At 66.0% G+C, this 18,519-nt stretch carries 19 protein-coding genes; 9 read left to right on the top strand and 10 right to left on the bottom strand.

Going from position 1 to position 18,519, the window contains the following annotated elements; all coding sequences use genetic code 11:
• Nucleotides 1–55 precede the first annotated feature (55 nt).
• The gene (locus tag ACQEVJ_RS42805) at nucleotides 56–895 is read left to right on the top strand and encodes a CPBP family intramembrane glutamic endopeptidase (protein WP_433110878.1); all 840 of its coding nucleotides are present in this window, start codon (nucleotides 56–58) and stop codon (nucleotides 893–895) included.
• A 16-nt stretch (nucleotides 896–911) separates the two neighbouring features.
• On the opposite strand, the gene ACQEVJ_RS42800 is transcribed toward ACQEVJ_RS42805, so the two are convergent.
• On the bottom strand, nucleotides 912–1,250 hold the full coding sequence (locus tag ACQEVJ_RS42800) for an Imm51 family immunity protein (RefSeq protein ID WP_433110876.1): 339 nt from the start codon (nucleotides 1,248–1,250) through the stop codon (nucleotides 912–914).
• A 261-nt stretch (nucleotides 1,251–1,511) separates the two neighbouring features.
• Here ACQEVJ_RS42800 and ACQEVJ_RS42795 point away from each other — a divergent pair, with 261 nt between their 5' ends.
• Nucleotides 1,512–1,721 carry a helix-turn-helix domain-containing protein gene (locus tag ACQEVJ_RS42795; protein ID WP_433110874.1) on the top strand — a complete coding sequence of 70 codons (210 nt, stop codon included), beginning with the start codon at nucleotides 1,512–1,514 and terminating at the stop codon, nucleotides 1,719–1,721.
• A 60-nt stretch (nucleotides 1,722–1,781) separates the two neighbouring features.
• Here the strand turns inward: ACQEVJ_RS42795 and ACQEVJ_RS42790 are convergent, their stop codons facing one another.
• Entirely contained in the window at nucleotides 1,782–2,354 is a 573-nt protein-coding gene (locus tag ACQEVJ_RS42790) for a hypothetical protein (protein ID WP_433110872.1), read from the bottom strand.
• 213 nt (nucleotides 2,355–2,567) lie between these two features.
• On the bottom strand, nucleotides 2,568–3,191 hold the full coding sequence (locus ACQEVJ_RS42785; protein WP_433110870.1) for a hypothetical protein: 624 nt from the start codon (nucleotides 3,189–3,191) through the stop codon (nucleotides 2,568–2,570).
• Nucleotides 3,192–3,386: 195 nt separating this feature from the next.
• Here ACQEVJ_RS42785 and ACQEVJ_RS42780 point away from each other — a divergent pair, with 195 nt between their 5' ends.
• Entirely contained in the window at nucleotides 3,387–4,097 is a 711-nt protein-coding gene (locus ACQEVJ_RS42780) for a hypothetical protein (protein ID WP_433110868.1), read from the top strand.
• 572 nt (nucleotides 4,098–4,669) lie between these two features.
• Nucleotides 4,670–4,924: a MerR family transcriptional regulator gene (locus ACQEVJ_RS42775; protein WP_433113263.1), complete on the top strand. Its 255-nt coding sequence runs from the start codon at nucleotides 4,670–4,672 to the stop codon at nucleotides 4,922–4,924.
• 108 nt (nucleotides 4,925–5,032) lie between these two features.
• Here ACQEVJ_RS42775 and ACQEVJ_RS42770 read toward each other — a convergent pair whose 3' ends face one another.
• The 6 genes from ACQEVJ_RS42770 to ACQEVJ_RS42745 all read right to left on the bottom strand — a co-directional run bounded on the left by ACQEVJ_RS42770 (nucleotide 5,033) and on the right by ACQEVJ_RS42745 (nucleotide 13,230).
• Nucleotides 5,033–5,446, bottom strand: a complete 414-nt coding sequence (locus ACQEVJ_RS42770) for an STAS domain-containing protein (RefSeq protein WP_433110866.1) — start codon at nucleotides 5,444–5,446, stop codon at nucleotides 5,033–5,035.
• Between the two features lie 214 nt (nucleotides 5,447–5,660).
• Nucleotides 5,661–7,094 (bottom strand): DEAD/DEAH box helicase, encoded by a 1,434-nt coding sequence (locus tag ACQEVJ_RS42765; protein ID WP_433113260.1) that lies wholly within the window; start codon nucleotides 7,092–7,094, stop codon nucleotides 5,661–5,663.
• Between the two features lie 342 nt (nucleotides 7,095–7,436).
• Nucleotides 7,437–7,643: a cold-shock protein gene (locus tag ACQEVJ_RS42760; protein ID WP_433110864.1), complete on the bottom strand. Its 207-nt coding sequence runs from the start codon at nucleotides 7,641–7,643 to the stop codon at nucleotides 7,437–7,439.
• A 580-nt stretch (nucleotides 7,644–8,223) separates the two neighbouring features.
• Entirely contained in the window at nucleotides 8,224–9,006 is a 783-nt protein-coding gene (locus ACQEVJ_RS42755) for a transposase family protein (protein ID WP_433110862.1), read from the bottom strand.
• Between the two features lie 1,119 nt (nucleotides 9,007–10,125).
• Nucleotides 10,126–11,136 carry a Fic family protein gene (locus ACQEVJ_RS42750; protein WP_433110860.1) on the bottom strand — a complete coding sequence of 337 codons (1,011 nt, stop codon included), beginning with the start codon at nucleotides 11,134–11,136 and terminating at the stop codon, nucleotides 10,126–10,128.
• Between the two features lie 831 nt (nucleotides 11,137–11,967).
• On the bottom strand, nucleotides 11,968–13,230 hold the full coding sequence (locus ACQEVJ_RS42745; RefSeq protein ID WP_433110858.1) for a transcriptional regulator: 1,263 nt from the start codon (nucleotides 13,228–13,230) through the stop codon (nucleotides 11,968–11,970).
• Between the two features lie 514 nt (nucleotides 13,231–13,744).
• On the opposite strand from ACQEVJ_RS42745, the gene ACQEVJ_RS42740 reads away from it, so the two are divergent.
• On the top strand, nucleotides 13,745–14,077 hold the full coding sequence (locus tag ACQEVJ_RS42740; protein ID WP_433110856.1) for a hypothetical protein: 333 nt from the start codon (nucleotides 13,745–13,747) through the stop codon (nucleotides 14,075–14,077).
• Between the two features lie 562 nt (nucleotides 14,078–14,639).
• Here ACQEVJ_RS42740 and ACQEVJ_RS42735 read toward each other — a convergent pair.
• Nucleotides 14,640–15,482: a GntR family transcriptional regulator gene (locus tag ACQEVJ_RS42735; RefSeq protein ID WP_433110855.1), complete on the bottom strand. Its 843-nt coding sequence runs from the start codon at nucleotides 15,480–15,482 to the stop codon at nucleotides 14,640–14,642.
• 130 nt (nucleotides 15,483–15,612) lie between these two features.
• Between ACQEVJ_RS42735 and ACQEVJ_RS42730 the strand changes: the two genes are divergently transcribed.
• The 4 genes from ACQEVJ_RS42730 to ACQEVJ_RS42715 are packed head-to-tail and all read left to right on the top strand — an operon-like array spanning nucleotide 15,613 to nucleotide 18,479.
• Entirely contained in the window at nucleotides 15,613–16,887 is a 1,275-nt protein-coding gene (locus ACQEVJ_RS42730; RefSeq protein ID WP_433110853.1) for a replication initiator, read from the top strand.
• The gene (locus ACQEVJ_RS42725) at nucleotides 16,784–17,125 is read left to right on the top strand and encodes a replication initiator (RefSeq protein ID WP_433110851.1); all 342 of its coding nucleotides are present in this window, start codon (nucleotides 16,784–16,786) and stop codon (nucleotides 17,123–17,125) included. The genes ACQEVJ_RS42730 and ACQEVJ_RS42725 overlap by 104 nt, the downstream gene beginning before the upstream one ends.
• Nucleotides 17,122–17,325 (top strand): helix-turn-helix domain-containing protein, encoded by a 204-nt coding sequence (locus ACQEVJ_RS42720; protein WP_433110849.1) that lies wholly within the window; start codon nucleotides 17,122–17,124, stop codon nucleotides 17,323–17,325. Before ACQEVJ_RS42725 ends, ACQEVJ_RS42720 begins: the two co-directional genes overlap by 4 nt.
• Complete coding sequence (locus ACQEVJ_RS42715; protein WP_433110847.1) at nucleotides 17,322–18,479, top strand: tyrosine-type recombinase/integrase; 1,158 nt, start codon at nucleotides 17,322–17,324, stop codon at nucleotides 18,477–18,479. Before ACQEVJ_RS42720 ends, ACQEVJ_RS42715 begins: the two co-directional genes overlap by 4 nt.
• Nucleotides 18,480–18,519: the final 40 nt, after the last annotated feature.

Raw genomic sequence — 18,519 nt, 5'->3', positions numbered from 1 at the left:
TGCGTCGACAGTGGTTACCGACTCCCTCGGTACTTCAAGACGGAAGGCGCCCACCATGACGACCGCGCTCACCCCCCACACCGGCAGCCCGTCACCCGCGGCCGGCTTCATGGTGGCCCGTACTGCCCGCACCACGCACCTGCTCGCCGTCAGCGCCGCGATGTTCGCGCTGCCGTGGCTGGTCTGGGGATCGGCCATCGCCCAGGCGCACGGCCTCATCGGCTGGCGGCTCCCGCAGGGCGTGGCGTTGTGGGTGCTCACCCCGTCCATCGCCCTGGTCACCGCGCTGCTCGGCGGACGTCCGGCCCTGCGCGACCTCGGCCGCCGGCTCGTCGCCTGGCGGGTGCCGCCGACCACCTACCTGCTGGCGCTGGCCGCCCCCATCGGCGTAGCGACGGCCGCCGTGGCGCTCGCCGCGGCCGCCGGCCACAACCCGCGGCTCGGCGTCATGATGAGCCTCCCGTCGGCGCTGGTCTACCTCGGCTACGGCATCGGCCTGTTCCTGCTAACCGAGGAGGCCGGCTGGCGCGGGCTGCTGCTGCCCCGGCTGCAGGCCCGTATGCGCCCCGTGCCGGCGAACCTGCTGCTCGGCGTCGTCTGGTCCGCGTGGCACTACCCGCTGCTGCAGGTGCCCGGCGCGAGCGACAACGGCCTGCCGTTCGCCGGCTTCCTGCTGCTGACTGTCAGCACCACAGTCCTCATCGGTGCTCTGGTCAACGCGGCCGACGGCAGCGTGCTCATCGCCGCGCTGTTCCACGCCGCCTTCGACGCCGTCTACAGCTACGCCGGTATCGTCGGCCCGGACCACACCCCGCTGTGGACAGCGGCCGCCACATCGGCCGTACTCGCCGTCGCCGTGTGCGCGGCCACTCGCGGCAACCTCTACCGGCGCTGAACCCGCAGCAGGCGAGTCAGTCGTCGAACTCGAAACCGTCCGCCTCGGCGGCTGCGACGAGCCGCCGCATGCGGTCGGCGTCGGTCGCGATGGCCGCCATCCGGGTGCCCAGGTCCTCCAGCGCGCCGCGGTCCTTCCCGTACGCGCAGAACATGTCGCCTTCGGGGTCGTACGAGAACCGGCCTTCCAGGACGGGGGCCTCGGTGCCGACGAGCAACTGCGCGACGCCTTCCCAGAAATATCCGTTCGGCTCGTGACCGAGTTCCTCGATCACGTCGTCAACCTGTGTGGTTCCCGCGTCCAGCAACAGCGAGTACTTTCCCGGGGCCGACTCGATCAGCCGCAATGGATGCATCGGCGCATGCTGCCACTTCCGATCCCGAGCCGCAAGGCGCGCTCGCCGCAACCGGCACCAGCAGCGGTGGTCCGGGCGGATAGTGGTTGCGCGCATGGCGGCCCGCAGGTCATCATCGAGGCATGATCTCCAACCGAAAGGGCGGCGACGCCCACGCGCGGTGACCGCGCTCACGCGGCGCCACGCCGCCGCTGCACTTGTGGTCGACGTTCGTAGCAAAAGCGCTCACGACCGGTGGCAGGAAGCCGCCGAGATTCGACGGTGAAGCTGCGGAAGCATCAGCGGGTGACGGGTCCGGCGCGGGAGGCGTTGAAGGCCGAGTTGAAGCGCCGGTATGCGTCGGGTGAGTCGATTCGGGAGCTGTCGGTGGCGACGGGCCGTTCGTATGGGTTCGTTCATCGGCTGCTGGAGGAGTCGGGCGCGTTGCTGCGTCCTCGGGGTGGCGCGCGGAAGGTATCCGTCACAACCTAAGGGGTTCCGACGATGAGGCGGATCCTTGTTCGTCGAGCGCCCAGGCGCACCCGGAGTGCATCATTTGCGTTTGTAGGCGCGGACGGCCATCTGAATGTCCGTCTTGGCGCTGGCCGCGTCGAAGGCGTTCACGATCGTGATGTTCATGTCCGGACGTTCTTCGTAGTCGTCGTACTGACTGTTGAGGTCCCACTTTCCGAACTTCTGGTTCGTCTCCAGATTCTGGATCAGCTGTGCGCATCCGGCCTGGATGCTCTTGTTGCCCCACCAGGTTCCGTTACAGGCGGCGCGCTCAGTGAACACCCAGTCGATGATGTAGACGCTGGGCCACTCTTCGTACTCGGCCAAGGCCGTGAAGAAGTCGCCGTGAACGAAGACGTACTCCGAGTGGCTGTTGTTAACCCTGACTTGCTTGCCCTTCAAGTTCGCATCGACGAAGACGCCGACACCCGTGCTGGCCTCGGTGTGTTGGCGGGTGGGTTCGTAGCCACGCATGGTCGGGTCACGCAGCGTGAAGTGAAATGTGGCGACGTTGGAGCTGAACGGCACTTGGTGGTCGATGCGGTACCGCATCGCCTGCAGCGTGCGCGGATCGATACCGTACTGGGTATCGTGAATGGTTTCGAACTGCATGGCTGCTCCTCCGTCGTTTGATCACCACCTCGCACGCTAGGTGCTACCGCGGGGTTCGTCGAGGGTTGTGTCCGCAATCTGCCGAGTCGTCTAAGGACGGCAATCCCGTAGCGATTGCACGTCTCGGATCGCATCAAACAAGATCGCTAAGACAGGAACATAATTCAGATTATGTTCCGACCTTTAAGTTGAGGAGTCACACATGGTTCCTCCTCATGGCGACGAGCTCGATCCAGCCGGGCCTGTCCATTCCCGCTCCTCTGGCGGCTGCTCGGGGTTCCAGTTCGCTTCGACCTGAGCGTTACCAAGCTTCACGACTTCATCGGCACTGGCCGCGTTGAGGGCGGCTTCGATCACGAAGTTTCGCGCCCACGAGTAGTCATCGGCACTCAGAGACGCGACTGAGTTGGTCACGCTGTATCGGTGGCTCCGGTCCATGTAGCCGTGCGCCTGGGGAGCAAGCACCTGGAACCGCATGTAGCTGGGGAAGTCGATGCCTAGCGCGATCACCTGCATGGCCTCCTGGGTCTCTCGCGCTATCTGCGAGAGATCGGCAAGCCGTTGCTCTATCCCATCTGGGCCGAAGTGTGGCCTATCAAGCATCGACGCCATGAGACGAGGCCCGAAGGAGAATGGTGAGTGGTACCACTGGTGCCACTCGGGGGAGTAGGCGTAGTGATGGAGCAGTGCATCCAACGCCAGATACAAGCCTGCCATGGCCTGGACATAGTCCCCGGTGTCCGCGTGCGTCTGGGCTTCGCGAAGTAGCTGAGCGGTCTTGGGCTGGGTGACGAGGTCCACCATGTCGATGGTGTCGAAATCGACGTTGAAGACCATCGGTGTGGCCGCTGTGAAGAAGCTCCGTACGGCGTCTCGCGACTGTTCAATGGTCTGCTGCAGGGGAAGTTGCCGTGGTGCTTCAGGCCTACCCGTGCATCGTTCAGCCGGTTCATGTGGGTCTTGCCGGGCAGATCAAGGCCGGTGTCGTCCTTGATCCGTCAGCCGTATCGAAGAGGGCCGTACATTGGTGTGTTGACCAGCAGTTTCCGCACCTCGGGTACGTCGCGGTACGGCTTCAGCCGATCGAGGACGACGGCCACTCGGCGGGCGGTGCGGTCGCTGGCTACGTCTGCCGATAGGTCGAGCAGGCGGGCGGCTGTTCGTGCGGGCTTCCTCGGGCTCGTTGGCATCCGCGAGCGCTATGGCGAGCCAGGACAGGTACAGCGCGAACTCGCGGGTGCGGGTTGCGTCATACCGGCTCAAGACCCACGTCGCCGCCACCCGCCCCACCATCACCAAGACCTGGCCCACAGCGCCTACCGCACCAGCGTCATCGAACACAGCGCCACCCTCGGCATCAACCTGGAAGTCGTCTCCAAAGACCCCGCCACCAGGGGATTCACTCCTCTGCCACGCCGCTGGACGGTGGAGCGCACCTTCGGCCGGCTGATGCTCCACCGCCACCTGGTCCGCGACTACGAAGCCCTGCCCGCCCGCTCCGAAGCCGTGATCCACCTCGCCATGATCGACCTCATGGCCCGCCGCCTCACCGGCGAATCCACCTCCACCTGGCGAGGCACCCGAAACCACATCAGACGGAACAGACAGGATCAAACCCCCTCTCAGGGGGCGGGGTCGGAGAGATTGGAACGAGGGCCGGCGTTGGTGGCGTTCGCGCTGGTCAACGGCGCCGCCGGAAGGGCTGCCGCGCTCGACACCGAAAATCTGTGTTCGCGACAGTAGACATTTGTTGCTGCCGGGGCTAGTGTTTCTCGCATCGTAAGGAACGGTTCGGCCGGGCGGCGGAAGTACTAGCACCACGATGAACTGCCCGGAGCGCGATGAAGTTGGAAGTTTTGGCAGAAGGTCGGACGTGACGGGCCAGCGCAGTGGTTAGGGGCCCTGATCGTAGACGCGCTGCCGCAGGTGAAGCCGGACAGTGGTCCGGAAAGAGAGATGAAGGGAGTGTTTGACGCCATCAGGATCGCCCGTTGCCGGCTGAGTCTCGCCGCTCGGGTACCGCAGCTCCACAGATAGGAAGGTGGTCTACGGTCACGCATCCGCGATCCCCGCACCCCCGCCGCTCAGTACGGCGGATGCGGAAAACAGTGAGCCGGCCAGATGGCCGGTAGATGGTGTTGAACTCTTCGGGGCCCCGGCGCTACAGGTGCCGGGGCCCCCTGTTCGCATGATGAAAGGTATCTATGGATCAAACACACCTAGCCGGTGACGAGCGCGCTGCTGTCAGGACCATACACAGCACCGCGCACAGCGCCGAAGACCGGTTCGATGATGAGGACTACCCCGCCTACAGCATGGGCACGGCCGCGGAGATGCTCGGGGTCAGCCCGTCGTTTCTGAGGGCTCTGGGCGCCGCCAAACTGATCGAGCCGATACGCTCCAGCGGCGGCCACCGCCGCTACTCCCGCTACCAATTGCGCCTGGCTGCGCGCACCCGGGAACTCGTCGATCGGGGCACTCCTGTGGAAGCCGCCTGCCGGATCATCATCTTGGAAGACCAGCTCGCCGAGGCGCTGCGCATCAACGAAGCCCGCACGACCGGAGACTGATACCGGCGGCTTCGTCACCCCTGCGCCTGATCTCCAATCGCGTTACCGGCATGTGGGAGCTGTGCGCCTGGCCGCCGCAAGGGGCCAGGCCAATCCTCTCCGCCATGGTTATGGGGAGTCGACATCCTCGTCCGATGTCCCCGGTCGGGACGGTGCCTGCACCATCTGGATGGTCTCCTCCACCGACGGCTCCACCCGGAACGCGCTCCGCAATCCCGTAATCATCAAGATCCGCTCCATCACGGGCGGAATGCTCGACAACACCAAGCTGCTCTGCTGTTCGCGGCTCTGTTTCAGCAGTAGCACCAGCACGCCGACGCCCATGGAATCGCAGAAGGTCACGCCGCTCAGGTCCAGGACCAGCCCAGCGGTCTGTGTCGTCTGCCAGGCGTTCTTCACCTGGCGGTGCAGCAGGCCCGCGGAGTTGTAGTCGAGCTCGCCAGCCGCGCGCGCGACGATGAATTCCTCGTGCAGCCCTATCGAGACGGTGAAGCGCTCGGAGGAACCGTCTTCCTCATCCATCGGACATCATCCTCGGCCACAGCCAGACAACGAGCATTCCGAAGGCTCACGGCTACCCAGCCGAAATGGCATGATCACGACGACTCATCAGGTTGTGACACAGGCACCCTGGCGTTCGATCTCGCAGGAACCCGCCAGGCCCCGGATACGCCCAGGACCCGGGCGTATCCCAAAAGCCTCCGAGGTCCTTTTCCGCCGGGCGGTCATCCAACTGCTACCCGAATCGTCGGCCGTTGCGTCCCACCCGACGATTCACAACCGGTGCGGTGATGGTCACGGGGATCCCTGAGGGAGCCTGGGCGCCCGTGATACGTCTTAGTTCGGCCTCACCCGAACGGACCTGACTGGTCTGCGGGACGATACCGGCGTCGGCCATCAGGCGGGTCATGGCACGGCGCTGGTTGGGCAGGACGAGGGTGACGACGCTGCCGGACTCGCCGGCGCGGGCGGTGCGGCCGCCGCGGTGCAGGTAGTCCTTGTGGTCGCTTGGCGGGTCGACGTTGACGACGAGGTCGAGGTTGTCGACGTGGATGCCGCGGGCCGCGACGTTGGTCGCCACCAGCACCGTGACGTGGCCGCTCTTGAACTGGGCGAGGGTGCGGGTGCGCTGGGGCTGGGACTTGCCCCCGTGCAGCGCGGCGGCGCGTACGCCGCTGTCCAGTAGCTTTTCGGTGAGCCGATCCACGGCGTGCTTGGTGTCCAGGAACATGATCACCCTGCCGTCCCGAGCGGCGATCTCCACAGTGGTGGCCTGCTTGTCGGCGCCTTGAATGTGCAGCACGTGGTGCTCCATCGTGGTGACCGCGCCCGCCGAGGGGTCAACCGAATGGACCACCGGGTCGGTCAGGTAGCGGCGTACCAGCAGGTCGACGTTACGGTCCAAAGTGGCGGAGAACAGCATCCTCTGGCCCCCTGGGCGCACCTGGTCGAGCAGATGGGTGATCTGAGGCATGAAGCCCATGTCGGCCATCTGGTCGGCCTCGTCCAGCACGGTGATGCCGACCTTATCGAGGCGGCAGTCGCCGCGCTCGATGAGATCCCTGAGCCGTCCCGGGGTCGCGACGACGACCTCGGCACCACCGCGCAGCGCTTGGGCCTGCCGGCTGATCGACATACCGCCGACGACGGTGGCCAGCCGCAGCTTCAGTGACCGGGCGTACGGGGCGAGCGCGTCGGTGACCTGTTGGGCCAGCTCCCGAGTGGGAACGAGGATCAGGGCCAGCGGCTGCCGCGATTCGGCGCGTTGCCCGGCGGTGCGGACGAGCAAGGCCAGGCCGAAGGCGAGCGTCTTGCCCGACCCGGTGCGCCCCCGCCCCAGGACATCCCGGCCTGCCAGGGAGTTCGGCAGCGTGGCCGCCTGGATCGGGAACGGTTCCTTCATGCCCAGGCTGGTAAGCATCTTCGTCAGCGCGGGCGGCATGTTCAGTTCGGCGAATGTCGCGGCTGCCGGCAGGGCCGGGGTGACGGTGACAGGCAGTGCGAACTCCCCCTGTAGCGCGGCGGGACGCCGCCCGTGACCACCGGAACGCCTGGGGGTGCCTGAACGACCCAGAACCGACGAGCCGAATCGGTCGCCCCTGCCGGGGTTGGCAGAGCCGCCCGTGCGGGTGGGGGAGTAGCGGTCGTGCTTGCGAGTTGCATGGTTCAATGCAGAACCTTCCTCGATGCGGCACGTGTCAAGGATTCTCGGCGCGATGAGCAGCGTAAGAATGGCGACACGAGCCGAAGAAAAACGAGCCGAGCCGACGGAAAACAGCCTGGCCTCGTGTGTCGAAATCGTCGGCATTCGCCGAGAAGAACGGCGGCTGGGATGCCGATCAGAGAGCTGGAGCGGACTTATGCCCGAACCGGAGCCATTAGTGGTCCATCCGGTGTGCGGCGGAAGAACAGACAGGTGTGTGAGGCCGTCACGGCGCATCGGGTACCACGAAAGCAACGCGCTGGGGCCCACACCTTACGGCGCGGGCCCCAGCTGCGTGGTGCGTCAGTGTCAGGCGGCGACGATGTTCTCGGCCTGGGGGCCCTTTTGGCCCTGGGTGACATCGAAGGCCACCTTCTGGCCCTCCTGCAGCTCGCGGTAGCCGCCCTGAGAGATGATGTTGGAGTAGTGCGCGAAGACGTCGGCGCCGCCGCCGTCCTGCGCAATGAAGCCGAAGCCCTTTTCCGCGTTGAACCACTTCACGGTGCCAGAAGCCATGTTGATCTCCTCTTGATAGGTGTAGCCGAAATCCGCACTGTCACGAATTCCGCGTTGCCGCGATAGAGGCCCACCCGGAGAAGACCGGCAAACAAAAAAATGCACCTGAGAGGCTACATACCGTCAGGTGCACACAAGTTCATCATGGGTACCACAACTGCAACTACATCCAACCTAGCACACCTGAGGCGTGATAGGCACCCCGCCGCTCTCCGCCTGGGCGAATCGCATCCGCGCGGCGCCCCACCCCGCCTCCGCATCTCGGCCCAGTGCTCCCGAAGCCCCGGCGAGGGGCAAAGCCAGGTTTGATCCTTTTCGTTCCGTCTGATGTGGTTTCAGGTGCCTCACCGGCGAATCCACTCCCACCTGGCGCGGCGCATAACCCGAAGCAAACAGAACACGCAGGATCAAACACCCTCTAAGGCGGTCGAACGGCCCCGGCGTAGTCGCTTCGGGACATCGGTGCGATCTGTACGTGGCTGCCGATCGCCGGGTTTCCTTACTCGACGGCCTCACCCCCGTATCGGCCCCGCCCAGCATCGGGTCCCGATTCGCCGGGCAGATCATCATTGAGCCTTTTTCATCCTGAATAGCGGTCGTCTTCGACGGCTTGCAGGACGAGGACGGCCTGCACGATCGGGGTGGCGCGGTGAGGGCAGCAGCGGAGCTTTGACAGCAACTTCCACCCTTTCAGGGTCGCAATGGCGCGTTCGCCGAGGGCTCGGATGCGTGCGTGGGCGCGGTTGACGTCCTTTTGCCCGCGCGACAGCTGGGGACGGTGTCGGTGGCGCTTGAACGGGGTGCGGACCGTGCCTCCCGCGCCCTGGTAGCCCTTGTCGGCGAAGGTGACGACGCCGTTGGCGGTCAGGGCGTCGATCAGACCCACGATGCGGGATGCGGTCAGGTCGTGCACGGCCCCGGGGAGAGCCGGAGAGGCCCACACCAGGCGACCGGCGGGGTCGGCGAGGACCTGGACGTTCACCCCGTGGCGCTTGTGCTTGCCCGAGTAGTAGGGCTTCTGGTCGGCGACCCGGTCGATCGGGATGAGCGTGCCGTCGAGGATGGCGTAGGCCAGACGGGCGGCCCGGAGCGCGGCAGCCTGGACGTCGTCGGCCAAGGCGGCGAGCAGGTCGACCGACTCGCGCACGTACCGCCAGGCGGTGGTGGTGCCGATGGCGAAGCCGGCGGCCAGGCGGGCGTAGGTGTCCCCGTTCCGCAGGTGAGCCAGTACCAGCAGTGCCTGCTGTCTTGGCGTGAGGCGCCGCCACCGGCTGCGGCGTTCGGCGCGGCGGGCGCGGATGAGTTCGGCCAGACGGGTAAGGGTGCGGTTCGACAGGGGAATCGCGGCAGGGTAAGACAGCATCGAGGCTTCCGGTTGGGGCATCGGATCTTGGTCGACTGCTGTCTTACCGGGAGCCTCACCTCACTCCCAACTTGTCCGGCCAGCCCGCCTCCTGCGGCCATCCTGACCAGCGTGATCAGGATGAAAATGACTCATTGTCGTAGGGTGCGCAGCCGACGCCATCACCGCCGAACTCGCCGCCCTCACCGTGCAGACCACAGGGACGCGTACGACATCAGCCGATGTGGCCGTCGTCGCACCCGCCGCGAGCAGGAGCTCCCCGACGACGATCGCCTTCGTCAGCGGCGAAGCCCTCGACCGCCCACAGAGGTGGCCCGAAGTTGTTGAAGCTTATGGTCATGGTGAGGCACGCCGACAAGGCCTCCCCTTGCAGCCGGTCCGCCCCGAAGGCTTCCTCATGCCTGCTACCCACCACGTTTCACTGCATGGGCACCTCGCGCCGAGGCTTACGGGGGCGCTCGGCGCTCCTGAACCCGGGCCGCTGCTCATTGCGCGGGTGAAGATCTTCTCGCGCCATCCCGGTGGCGGCGGCCCCGGCTGTGCCACTGCCGATACATCACGACGCTCAACCTCTCCGCTCGGTCCACAGCGCCAGCAGCACGTTCTGGCCCTGCGGGAGCGGCAGAGTGAGCCCGTGAAGCTGGCACGTGTATCGCAGACCTGAGGTCGAGGTTCAACCGGGCGCGGGATCGGATGGGTTTTAGGGCTGCCTGAGGTTGCTAACGGCTACGTGATCGGGTTCAAACCACTAACGCCACGCTAACAAACGATCAAGGGCCTGCAACTACCTGGTCGGGGTGGCGGGATTTGAACCCACGGCCTCTTCGTCCCGAAGCAATCAAGATCAGGTCGGCATATGGACCCATGGTGTCGGTGAGCTGCTGTTTCGATCCACGGTGATCCACCGCCGTCCGGGGTCGTCCGCGGCCGTTGTCACTCAGTTCGTCACTCAGTTCCGCGGGTACCGAGGGGCGACGGCGTGTTGGCCGACATTTCTCGTGACCCTGCACACGCCGCAGCGTGGTCTCGGCTTTTGATAGGTCACGGTCTCTCGTGAACGGTCAACTCTAGCCTTACGCGTCAGGAGGCCTGACGGGTGCTGAGGTGTGCGCAGTGCGCCTAAAAGAGCGGCGTGTCGCGGCTTTTCTCGTCGACTTTGTCTTTTGGCTTAGTCTTCGGCTTGTGCTTGCTAGCACGGTACGCCTCAACGGACTTGCGGGTGGATCTCCAGATGCCATCTGCGCCCTGTACTGCATTGAGTCGGCCGCGTTGCGCCGCCTGACGGAGGGCGTTGATGCTGAACTCCTCATTAGCCAGTGCCGCAAGAGGAACTAGTCGGGCTGGTCCGGCGAGGTTCGGGACGATGAAGCGATTGAGGTTATCCTCCATGGCGCGGGCGATCAGTTCTCCGAGGGTGCCGTAGTCCCCCGCGTCGGCGCGGCGCATCGCTGTCAGGTAGCTGTCGCGCTGCTTCTTGAAGATGATGATGGGCGGATAGCCAAGTCGCACCAGGATGAGATTCAGTGCAAGCCTCCCAGTCCGCCCGTTACCGTCGATGAAGGGGTGTATGCGTTCGAAAGCGTTGTGAATTCGAGCAAGTTCTTCCGGGAGTGGGTGTCCGATATCTTCCTTCGCTTCGAGCTTCGCTCCCGTTGCGCACACATCGCTCACCCAAGTCTGAATCTGGGCTGGAACAAGAGGCCAGGAGGGAGGTGTCATCCCTTCTGCAAAAGGATGGATGTCATGCTGGCGCCAGTTGCCTGGTCCCTCCTGGTCTGTAGCGTCAGGGTGGGGGGCTACATCCCAAACAGGTGTCATGGCGGTGTGATGGATGTGCCGCAGTTCGCTCAGGCTGATGAGCTCACCATCGTTCCACGCATCCGGTTCTAAAGCCTGGCCGTAGACCCACTTGGCGGCGTCCCCATAGCCCTTCACCTCGTTATACTCGCGCAACGGCTTGGAACCAACGGCGCGTCCTTGATCGAGCAGCGTCTGCACTTCGCGCAACACCAGGGTGTTGCCCTCAAGGGCAGTGGAGTGGTGCGCTTCCAGATGCCAAATGTCGGACCAGATGTCCTCCGCCTCTGTTGGGCTAGGCAGGCCTCCTAGGCGCTGATTGAGCTCTTGCAACGCCCGATCAAGCCTCTCGTAGACCGTTGCCCGGCTTGGGCGACCTCTGCCGGCCACTGGACTCCCTGTGTAGACGGTGGTTGCGAAGTTTGATTAGCCATCGTACGGCTCAATTGAACTTGTCAAACCTAGCGTCTGCGGTGATCTTTGGGGGTGTCTGGTCCTGTTCGGGTTGTCCCCCTTGGCGGAGGGGAGTGTCAGTTGAGGCCTCTTGGGGCGTTGCCCGGCTTGGGTGACCTCTGCCAGCGACTGGACTCCCTGTGTAGACGGTGGTTGCGAAGTTTGATTAGCCATCGTACGGCTCAATTGAACTTGTCAAACCTAGCGTCTGCGGTGATCTTTGGGGGTGTCTGGTCCTGTTCGGGTTGTCCCCCTTGGCGGAGGGGAGTGTCAGTTGAGGCCTCTTGGGGCGTTGCCCGGCTTGGGTGACCTCTGCCAGCGACTGGACTCCCTGTGTAGACGGTGGTTGCGAAGTTTGATTAGCCATCGTACGGCTCAATTGAACTTGTCAAACCTAGCGTCTGCGGTGATCTTTGGGGGTGTCTGGTCCTGTTCGGGTTGTCCCCCTTGGCGGAGGGGAGTGTCAGTTGAGGCCTCTTGGGGCGTTGCCCGGCTTGGGTGACCTCTGCCAGCGACTGGACTCCCTGTGTAGACGGTGGTTGCGAAGTTTGATTAGCCATCGTACGGCTCAATTGAACTTGTCAAACCTAGCGTCTGCGGTGATCTGCGGCGGTCCTCTACCCCTACTCCAGACGATGTCCGGCCAACGCTCTAGGCGTCGTCGGTGCTGCCGTGCGGTTATGTATCAGCAAGCCCTGTTCGCAGACGTTGTCACTCGCCCTCGGGTGCGCTGATGTCTACGTGTCGGGCGCTGGCCAGCAGTTCCCTCACCTGGGGTACGTCGCGGTAGGGCTTCAGTCGTTCGAGAGCGACGGCTACTCGGCGGGCGGTGCGGTCGCTGGCTACGTCCGCGGACAGGTCGAGTAGGCGGGCGGCCGTGCGTGCGGCTTCCTCGGGCTCGTTGGCGTCCGCCAGTGCTACGGCGAGCCAGGACAGGTACAGCGCGAACTCACGGGTGTGGGTGGCGTCGTACTGGCTCAGGACCTCGGTCAGCAGAGGAACGGCCCGGAGGGGGCGGCGCAACTCGGTGTAGGCACGCGCCTCCATGATTTTTAGCTCGTTCGCGTCCACCCAATACAGGTAGCCGGGTTCCTCCTCGTCGCCGTGGTCGGCAAGGGAGGTCTCGGCCTTACCGAGTGCGCGCATCGCCTCCTGTGCCTGGCCTGCTCGGGTGTCCGCCCAGGCCAGGCGATCCCAGGCCAGTGCTCGGGCTCGTGCGGGTGCTGACGGCCCAGCCACCTCCACGGCGGTCCTGGCTAGCTCCGTCGCCTCCTGGGGGTCGCCGACGTTCGCGACCTGGTAGGCGAGCGAGCCGATGAGGTTGGACTCAAGCGTGCGGTCTCCGGCTTCGTGGGCGGCCCTGATGCCGAGCCGGTAGGTGTGGGCCGCCTTCTGGTGTTCTCCCGCGTCGCTGGCCACCCATCCCGCGATCTGTGCGAACTCCCCGATGACTGTTAGAAGAGCACGGCCCACAGTTTCGGTGTAGGTGCTCTGGCGGTAGGCGCGTACGGCGGCGTCCAGTTCTCGGAAGGCCGGCCGGATGAGGTCCTTTCCAGCGATCACGTCATCGGCCAGACGGACGCTGTGCACTCGGGCGGTCAGATCCTCGACGGTGCTTTCACCCAGCCGTCGCCGCTTGCTGCCGGTGGTGGGGCTGAGCGGATCGGGCTGGCGCAGCAGAGCGTTGAGGATCTCGGCGGGTGCGCGGCCTGCGAGCGTCTGAGGCTCGCTGAACAGCTCGGTTTCCTCGATGTCGAATGCCCGGCTGTACAGGACGCGGTAGGGGTCCTTGGGCTGGTGCCTGCCCGCTTCCCAGTCTTTGATCATGCGGATCAGGGATTCCCGTTCGGGGAGACGGTCGCGGGTGCGGGCGTCGGCGGCTTCGGCGAGTTGCCGGGCCATGTCCCGCTGGGTCCACAGCCGTTCCCGTCGTTCGGCGCGCAGCCGTGCGGCCCAGCCCGGTAGATCACGCATCGCGTACACCTCGGGGGAGACTCGGCGTCCCGCATGTCTCCCTCAGTCTCCCTTACTCGCACTGTCAGCGGGCGTATCTGCGGCGATGTGATGGAAGCGACGCCCAAGAACAGCGGGACCCGCAGGCGATCTCACCGCCGTACGGGTCCCTGAACCGCACACTGGAGGTGCGATCTGTGGCTCACCTTAAGACCAATCCGGGAAAGCCGGGCAGGGAACCGGGACGGCATGCCAGTGCACGACATGCGACGGGACGCCCAAGTGATGAGGTTCATCGCCGGTACTGGGACGCTGAGGAGCGGTTGGCCGCCGCCCGGCTCGACCAGGCCGAACTTGCCTGAGCCATCTCCTACGGTCTGGGGAGTCGGCGTTTCTATGCGATCGCCACCTGGCCGGTGCCCCACCCGCTGATCCTCGACGCGACGAGCCTCGATGAGCTGCGCGAGCTGATGCGTGAGGCCGAGATGTCGCCTGCCGCATACGGTCACGTCCGGCGCATCGGCGGAGGGCTGGCGTGAGGGCGCTTGCGCTCGCCGAGCGGCTCGCGGTGGCGCTGGCGCGGCACAACGTGCCCAGTTACGTGTATCCGCTGGGAGAGTGCTGGGTGGTCGTGTCCGTCTGGCGCGGCCTGGTCGCCCATACCAACGGAGAGATCATCTGGTGGACGGCTCCGCATCCGAGCCGCCGGGGGCAGGCTCTGCTCACCTACGCGCTCGCTCCGGACAGCGCTGCCAAACGGATCAGCGATCACTATCTCCTGGTTCGGGCTCGTCACCCTGAGCCGTCCCCCTACCTCGCCAAAATCCGCGGCCCGCAACAGGTCAATGTGATCGCCGGGCCTGCCTGAGACCGGGCGCGGCGGCATGATGACCTCTTCTCCGGGTTGAGGAGGTTGCCCCCGTATCGTGCCGCCGCGCCCTTCCCGGGGCTACGGCCCTGGCCCAGTCCTCCCCCTGTCCCCGATAGCTGCCGAACCCCAGTGGCCCGACTGAGGGGTCAACGCCGTCTTCGCGTGTCCGTCCGCCAGCGTCGTACACCGCAACCCACACCCAACGGGAACAGGCGGCGTTGACGCCGACCGAGGGCCACGGACAATGAGGCGGGGGGGCAGGGGGAGATACGGTGCTCAACCCTTCTGCCACGTGCAGAGTGGAGCGGCCGGCGCAACGCCGTAGGCACTCGAAGAGCCGCGGGAGTGGTTGAGCCGGCGGCGGAGCGGTGGGCGAGGGCGCGTGTGTTGTCGGCGGGTTCGGTCGGTACAGCGGGGTGCTCCTGCGGCGGGGCGGCCCGAGCCGCCGACGTCCGGGACCGGCCGGAGAGCCGCACGCCCGGACGGCGGGCGGGCGTGGGGCCGCCAGCGGCGGCGCGGAGCGCCGTCGCGTTGAACCAGTAAAGAAACTTTGAGCCCACTACACCCGAAGGGCCGCGAGCCCTCCCGGCTCGGCGGTGTCGTGGTCGCTGACGGATGCGGCCTCGAAGCGGTCGCCTGGGGCTTCGATCTCGGTGAACTCCAGCGCGCGGCCGTGCTGGCTGAGCATGACCCGGCGCACGACCAGCAGGGGCGTTCCGATCGGCTCCATGCCGAGATCCTCGTAGGTCTCGCCGTACGGGATCCGGGCGTGGACGGAGGTGGTCCAGCGCAGCGGCCCGTGCTGCCTCTCCAAGTGGGCGTAGTAGTCCTCGGGCTCCACGTGGGATTCGATCTCCCGGCCTGAGCCTTCGCCTTTGATCGTCGCGACCTGGTCTGCGAGTACGTACGAGGACAGATGGATGCGGGCGCGGGTCTTGGTGTGCTGCCAGTAGGCGTAGCGGTAGACGACCATGGTTCCCCGGCGTACCGCCAGGATGTCGGCTCTGCTGCCCTCGGCGGTCATGAACAGCGCCGAGTTCGGCGTGACCTTGCTCTGGGCGCGCTCGGCCTCGCTGGGGACGGTGACATGTTCCCAGCCTTGCTTGGCGGGGTCGTAGGCCGGGCTCAGCAGGTCCTCGTGATCGGGCCAGCCGGTGAGGATCAGGCGGCGGTCCGGGGTCGGGCGGACGAATGTGCCGCGTCCGTGGGCGACCGTCAGCAGTCCCTCTCCGGCGAGCTGAGCGATGGCCTTGCGGATGGTCGGCCGAGAGGTGGCGTACTCGCTGGCGAGGAACGCCTCTCCCGGTAGGGCCTGGCCGGGCTGGTAGTGGTCTTCCAGCACGTCGTTGCGCAAGAGGTCGGCGATGATCCGCCAGCGGGCGGCTTCCTTCTCCTCGGCCATGTGCCGTTGTCCCTTCTTCTCGTCGCTGATGTCTTTACAAGAGGTAGCACGTGTTGGCTAACATGTCTATGTGACCGAACACGTAGCACGTCTTGGACTACCTGTCGGCAACGAGGTAAGGAGGTCAACGATGAACGAGGAGGCAAACCCGGCGTCCACGAACGGACCGGACGCCCACCCCGAATGGCTCACCGACATGGTCCGGGTCCTCAACGACCCCGGCTATGAGCGGTGGCGCTCCATGGTGGCGGCAACCGGCGGTTGCTCCCACCCCGTGCACCTGGCCGGCGAATCGCACGTGATCGACGCGGCGACCGGCGAGGTTCTGCACTCCTACCGGACGGCCGATGAACCGTCCGGGCACCTGCTGGTCGCGTGCGGGAACCGCCGCGCGTCGGTCTGCCCCGCGTGCTCGGAGGTCTATCAGGCCGACACCTACCAACTCATCCGGGCGGGCCTGTCCGGCGGCAAAGGCGTGCCGGAACAGGTCAGCGAACACCCTCGCGTGTTCGCCACCCTCACCGCGCCGTCCTTCGGGCCGGTCCACACACTGCGCGAGCGTAACGGCAAGACGCTGCGCTGCCGCCCCCGCAAGAACGGTGGCACCTGCCCGCACGGGAACCCGGTGGGCTGCCCAGAGGTCCACGACACGGGTGACCAGCTTCTCGGGCAGCCCATCTGCCCACAGTGCTACGACTACCCAGGTGCGGTGCTCTGGCAGGCGCATGCGGGCCTGCTGTGGCACCGCTTCACCCTCGGCCTGCGCCGGGAGATGGCCAAGCTCGCCGGGATCAGCCGCACCTCTTTCGCGCGGCAGGTCCGGCTGTCGTTCGCCAAGGTGGCCGAATATCAGCGGCGCGGCCTGGTCCACTTCCACACCGTGATTCGGCTCGACGGCTCGGAGGGTCCGGCCGACAGGCCGCCCGCGTGGGCGACCACCGACCTGCTCAGCGAGGCGATCCCGCTGGCTGTCCGCGCGGTTCACATCTCCACGCCGGACAGCGCGATCGGCGCCCGCCTGCTCGGCTGGGGTGACCAGCTCGACGTTCGCCCCATCCTCCTCTCGCGGGATCTGGACGGCCTCAGCGAGGAGGCGGTGGCGGGCTACATCGCCAAGTACGCCACCAAGGGCGCGGAAGCCTCCGGAACCGTCGATCACCGCCTGTCCTGCGGCACCTGCGGCGGCCGGGGCCCGCCCCTCGGGCCGGGGCCTGCTGGTCACCTGTGCCCGCTGCAAGGGGACTGGCCTCAAGCCGGGGCTCGACCTGGAGGCGCTCCCCGTCACCGACCACGCCCGGCGCATGATCCGCACCTGCTGGGACCTCGGCGCGCGGCCGGAGTTCGCGGGCCTTCGGCTCCGACCCTGGGCGCACATGCTCGGCTTCCGGGGCCACTTCTCCAGTAAGAGCCGCCGCTACTCCACCCGCCTCCTCGACCTCAGGCAGGCGCGCACCGCCCACCGCGCCAAGCAGGCGCGCGAACGCTACGGCCTGCCCGATCCCGGTGAAGAGACCACGCTCGTGCTCGCTCACTGGCGATTCGCCGGCAGCGGCTACACCCCTGGTGAAGCCGTCCTGGCCGAACAGCTCCGCCAGCGCATCGAACTGGCCCGGAAGATCGCCGCCCAGCGGACGGCCGAATGACCGAATCGGGGAGCGACGACCGGCGGCTCTACCGCGTCCGTGACGCGATGCGCCTGCTCAGCCTGAGCCGCAGCGTGATCTACGAGCAGATCCGGGCGGGCCGTCTGCGCACCGTCCGCCAGGGCCGTACCCGGCTCATCCCGGCCTCGGCTATCGACGACTACATCTCCCTGCTCGAACAGGAGGCGAAAGCATCATGACCGCACGACGCAGCCGGGGAGACGGCGGCCTGCACTGGGACGAACAGCGGCAACGCTGGATCGCCTCGGTGACGGTCGGCTACACCCCCGCCGGAAAGCGCATCGTCAAGAAGGCCAGCGGCAAGACCAAGACCGAAGCCAAGGCCAAGCTCAAAGAGATACTCCGCGACTACGAAGACGGCCTCGCCATCGCTCCGGCAGATTACACGGTGGAGCGCGCGGTGAATGACTGGCTGGTCTACGGGCTCAATGGACGCGACAAGGGCACCGTCACCGCCTGCACGATCTTGTGCAATGCCCACATCATTCCCGCGCTCGGTGCTCGAAAGCTCCGGGACCTCAGCGCGGAAGACGTGGACAAGTGGCTCGCCGAGAAGGCGAAGACCCTGAGCACGCGAACCCTCCAAGGGCTTCACTCGTGCCTCAACCGGGCAATCAAGCGAGCGATGGCCCGCGACAAGGTCAAGCGGAACGTGGTGGCGCTCTGTTCAGTCCCGAAAGGCAAAGCAGGCCGCCCGTCCAAGGCCCTAACGTTCGCTCAGGCGGAGGCCGTACTCAAGGCGGCCGAGGGCTCGCGGATGTACGCCTACATCGTCCTGTCACTGCTCACGGGAGCACGGACGGAAGAACTCAGGGCGTTGACGTGGGATCACGTCGATATTGAAGGTGACCCGAACGCCAATCCGCCCGTGCCGCCGCACGTGGCCGTCTGGCGTTCTGTGCGGGCCGGGGGCGACACCAAAACACGTAAGTCGCGCCGGACTCTTGCTCTGTCCAAGCGCTGCTTGGACGCGTTACAGCGGCAGAGGGAGCAGCAGGAAAGGGAGCGGGAAGCCGCGGGGGAGAAGTGGCAGGAGAACAACCTCGTGTTCGCCTCCAAGGTGGGGACTCCGCTCGATCCCTCGCACGTGCGGCGCGACTTCCGCAACGCCATCAAGGACGCCGAGGGGGTGAACCCGGCCGAGTGGACGCCCCGTGAGCTCCGGCACAGCTTCGTCTCGTTGCTCTCGGACAACGGCCTCCCCCTGGAGGAGATCTCCCGGCTCGTCGGCCACAGCAGCACTGCCGTCACGGAGGCCGTCTACCGGAAGCAGATCCGTCCGGTTCTGCAAGCTGGCGCGGTAGCTATGGATCGCATCTTCCGAGAGGAGTAGCTGTACGAGGGGTGATCTCCCACAGGGTCGCCCCCTCGCT

The sequence above is a fragment of the Microbispora sp. CA-102843 genome (assembly GCF_050936215.1).
In the GTDB taxonomy this organism is placed as follows: domain Bacteria; phylum Actinomycetota; class Actinomycetes; order Streptosporangiales; family Streptosporangiaceae; genus Microbispora.
Note: the sequence above shows the minus strand (reverse complement) of the source record. Positions and strands in the feature narration are given on the sequence as shown.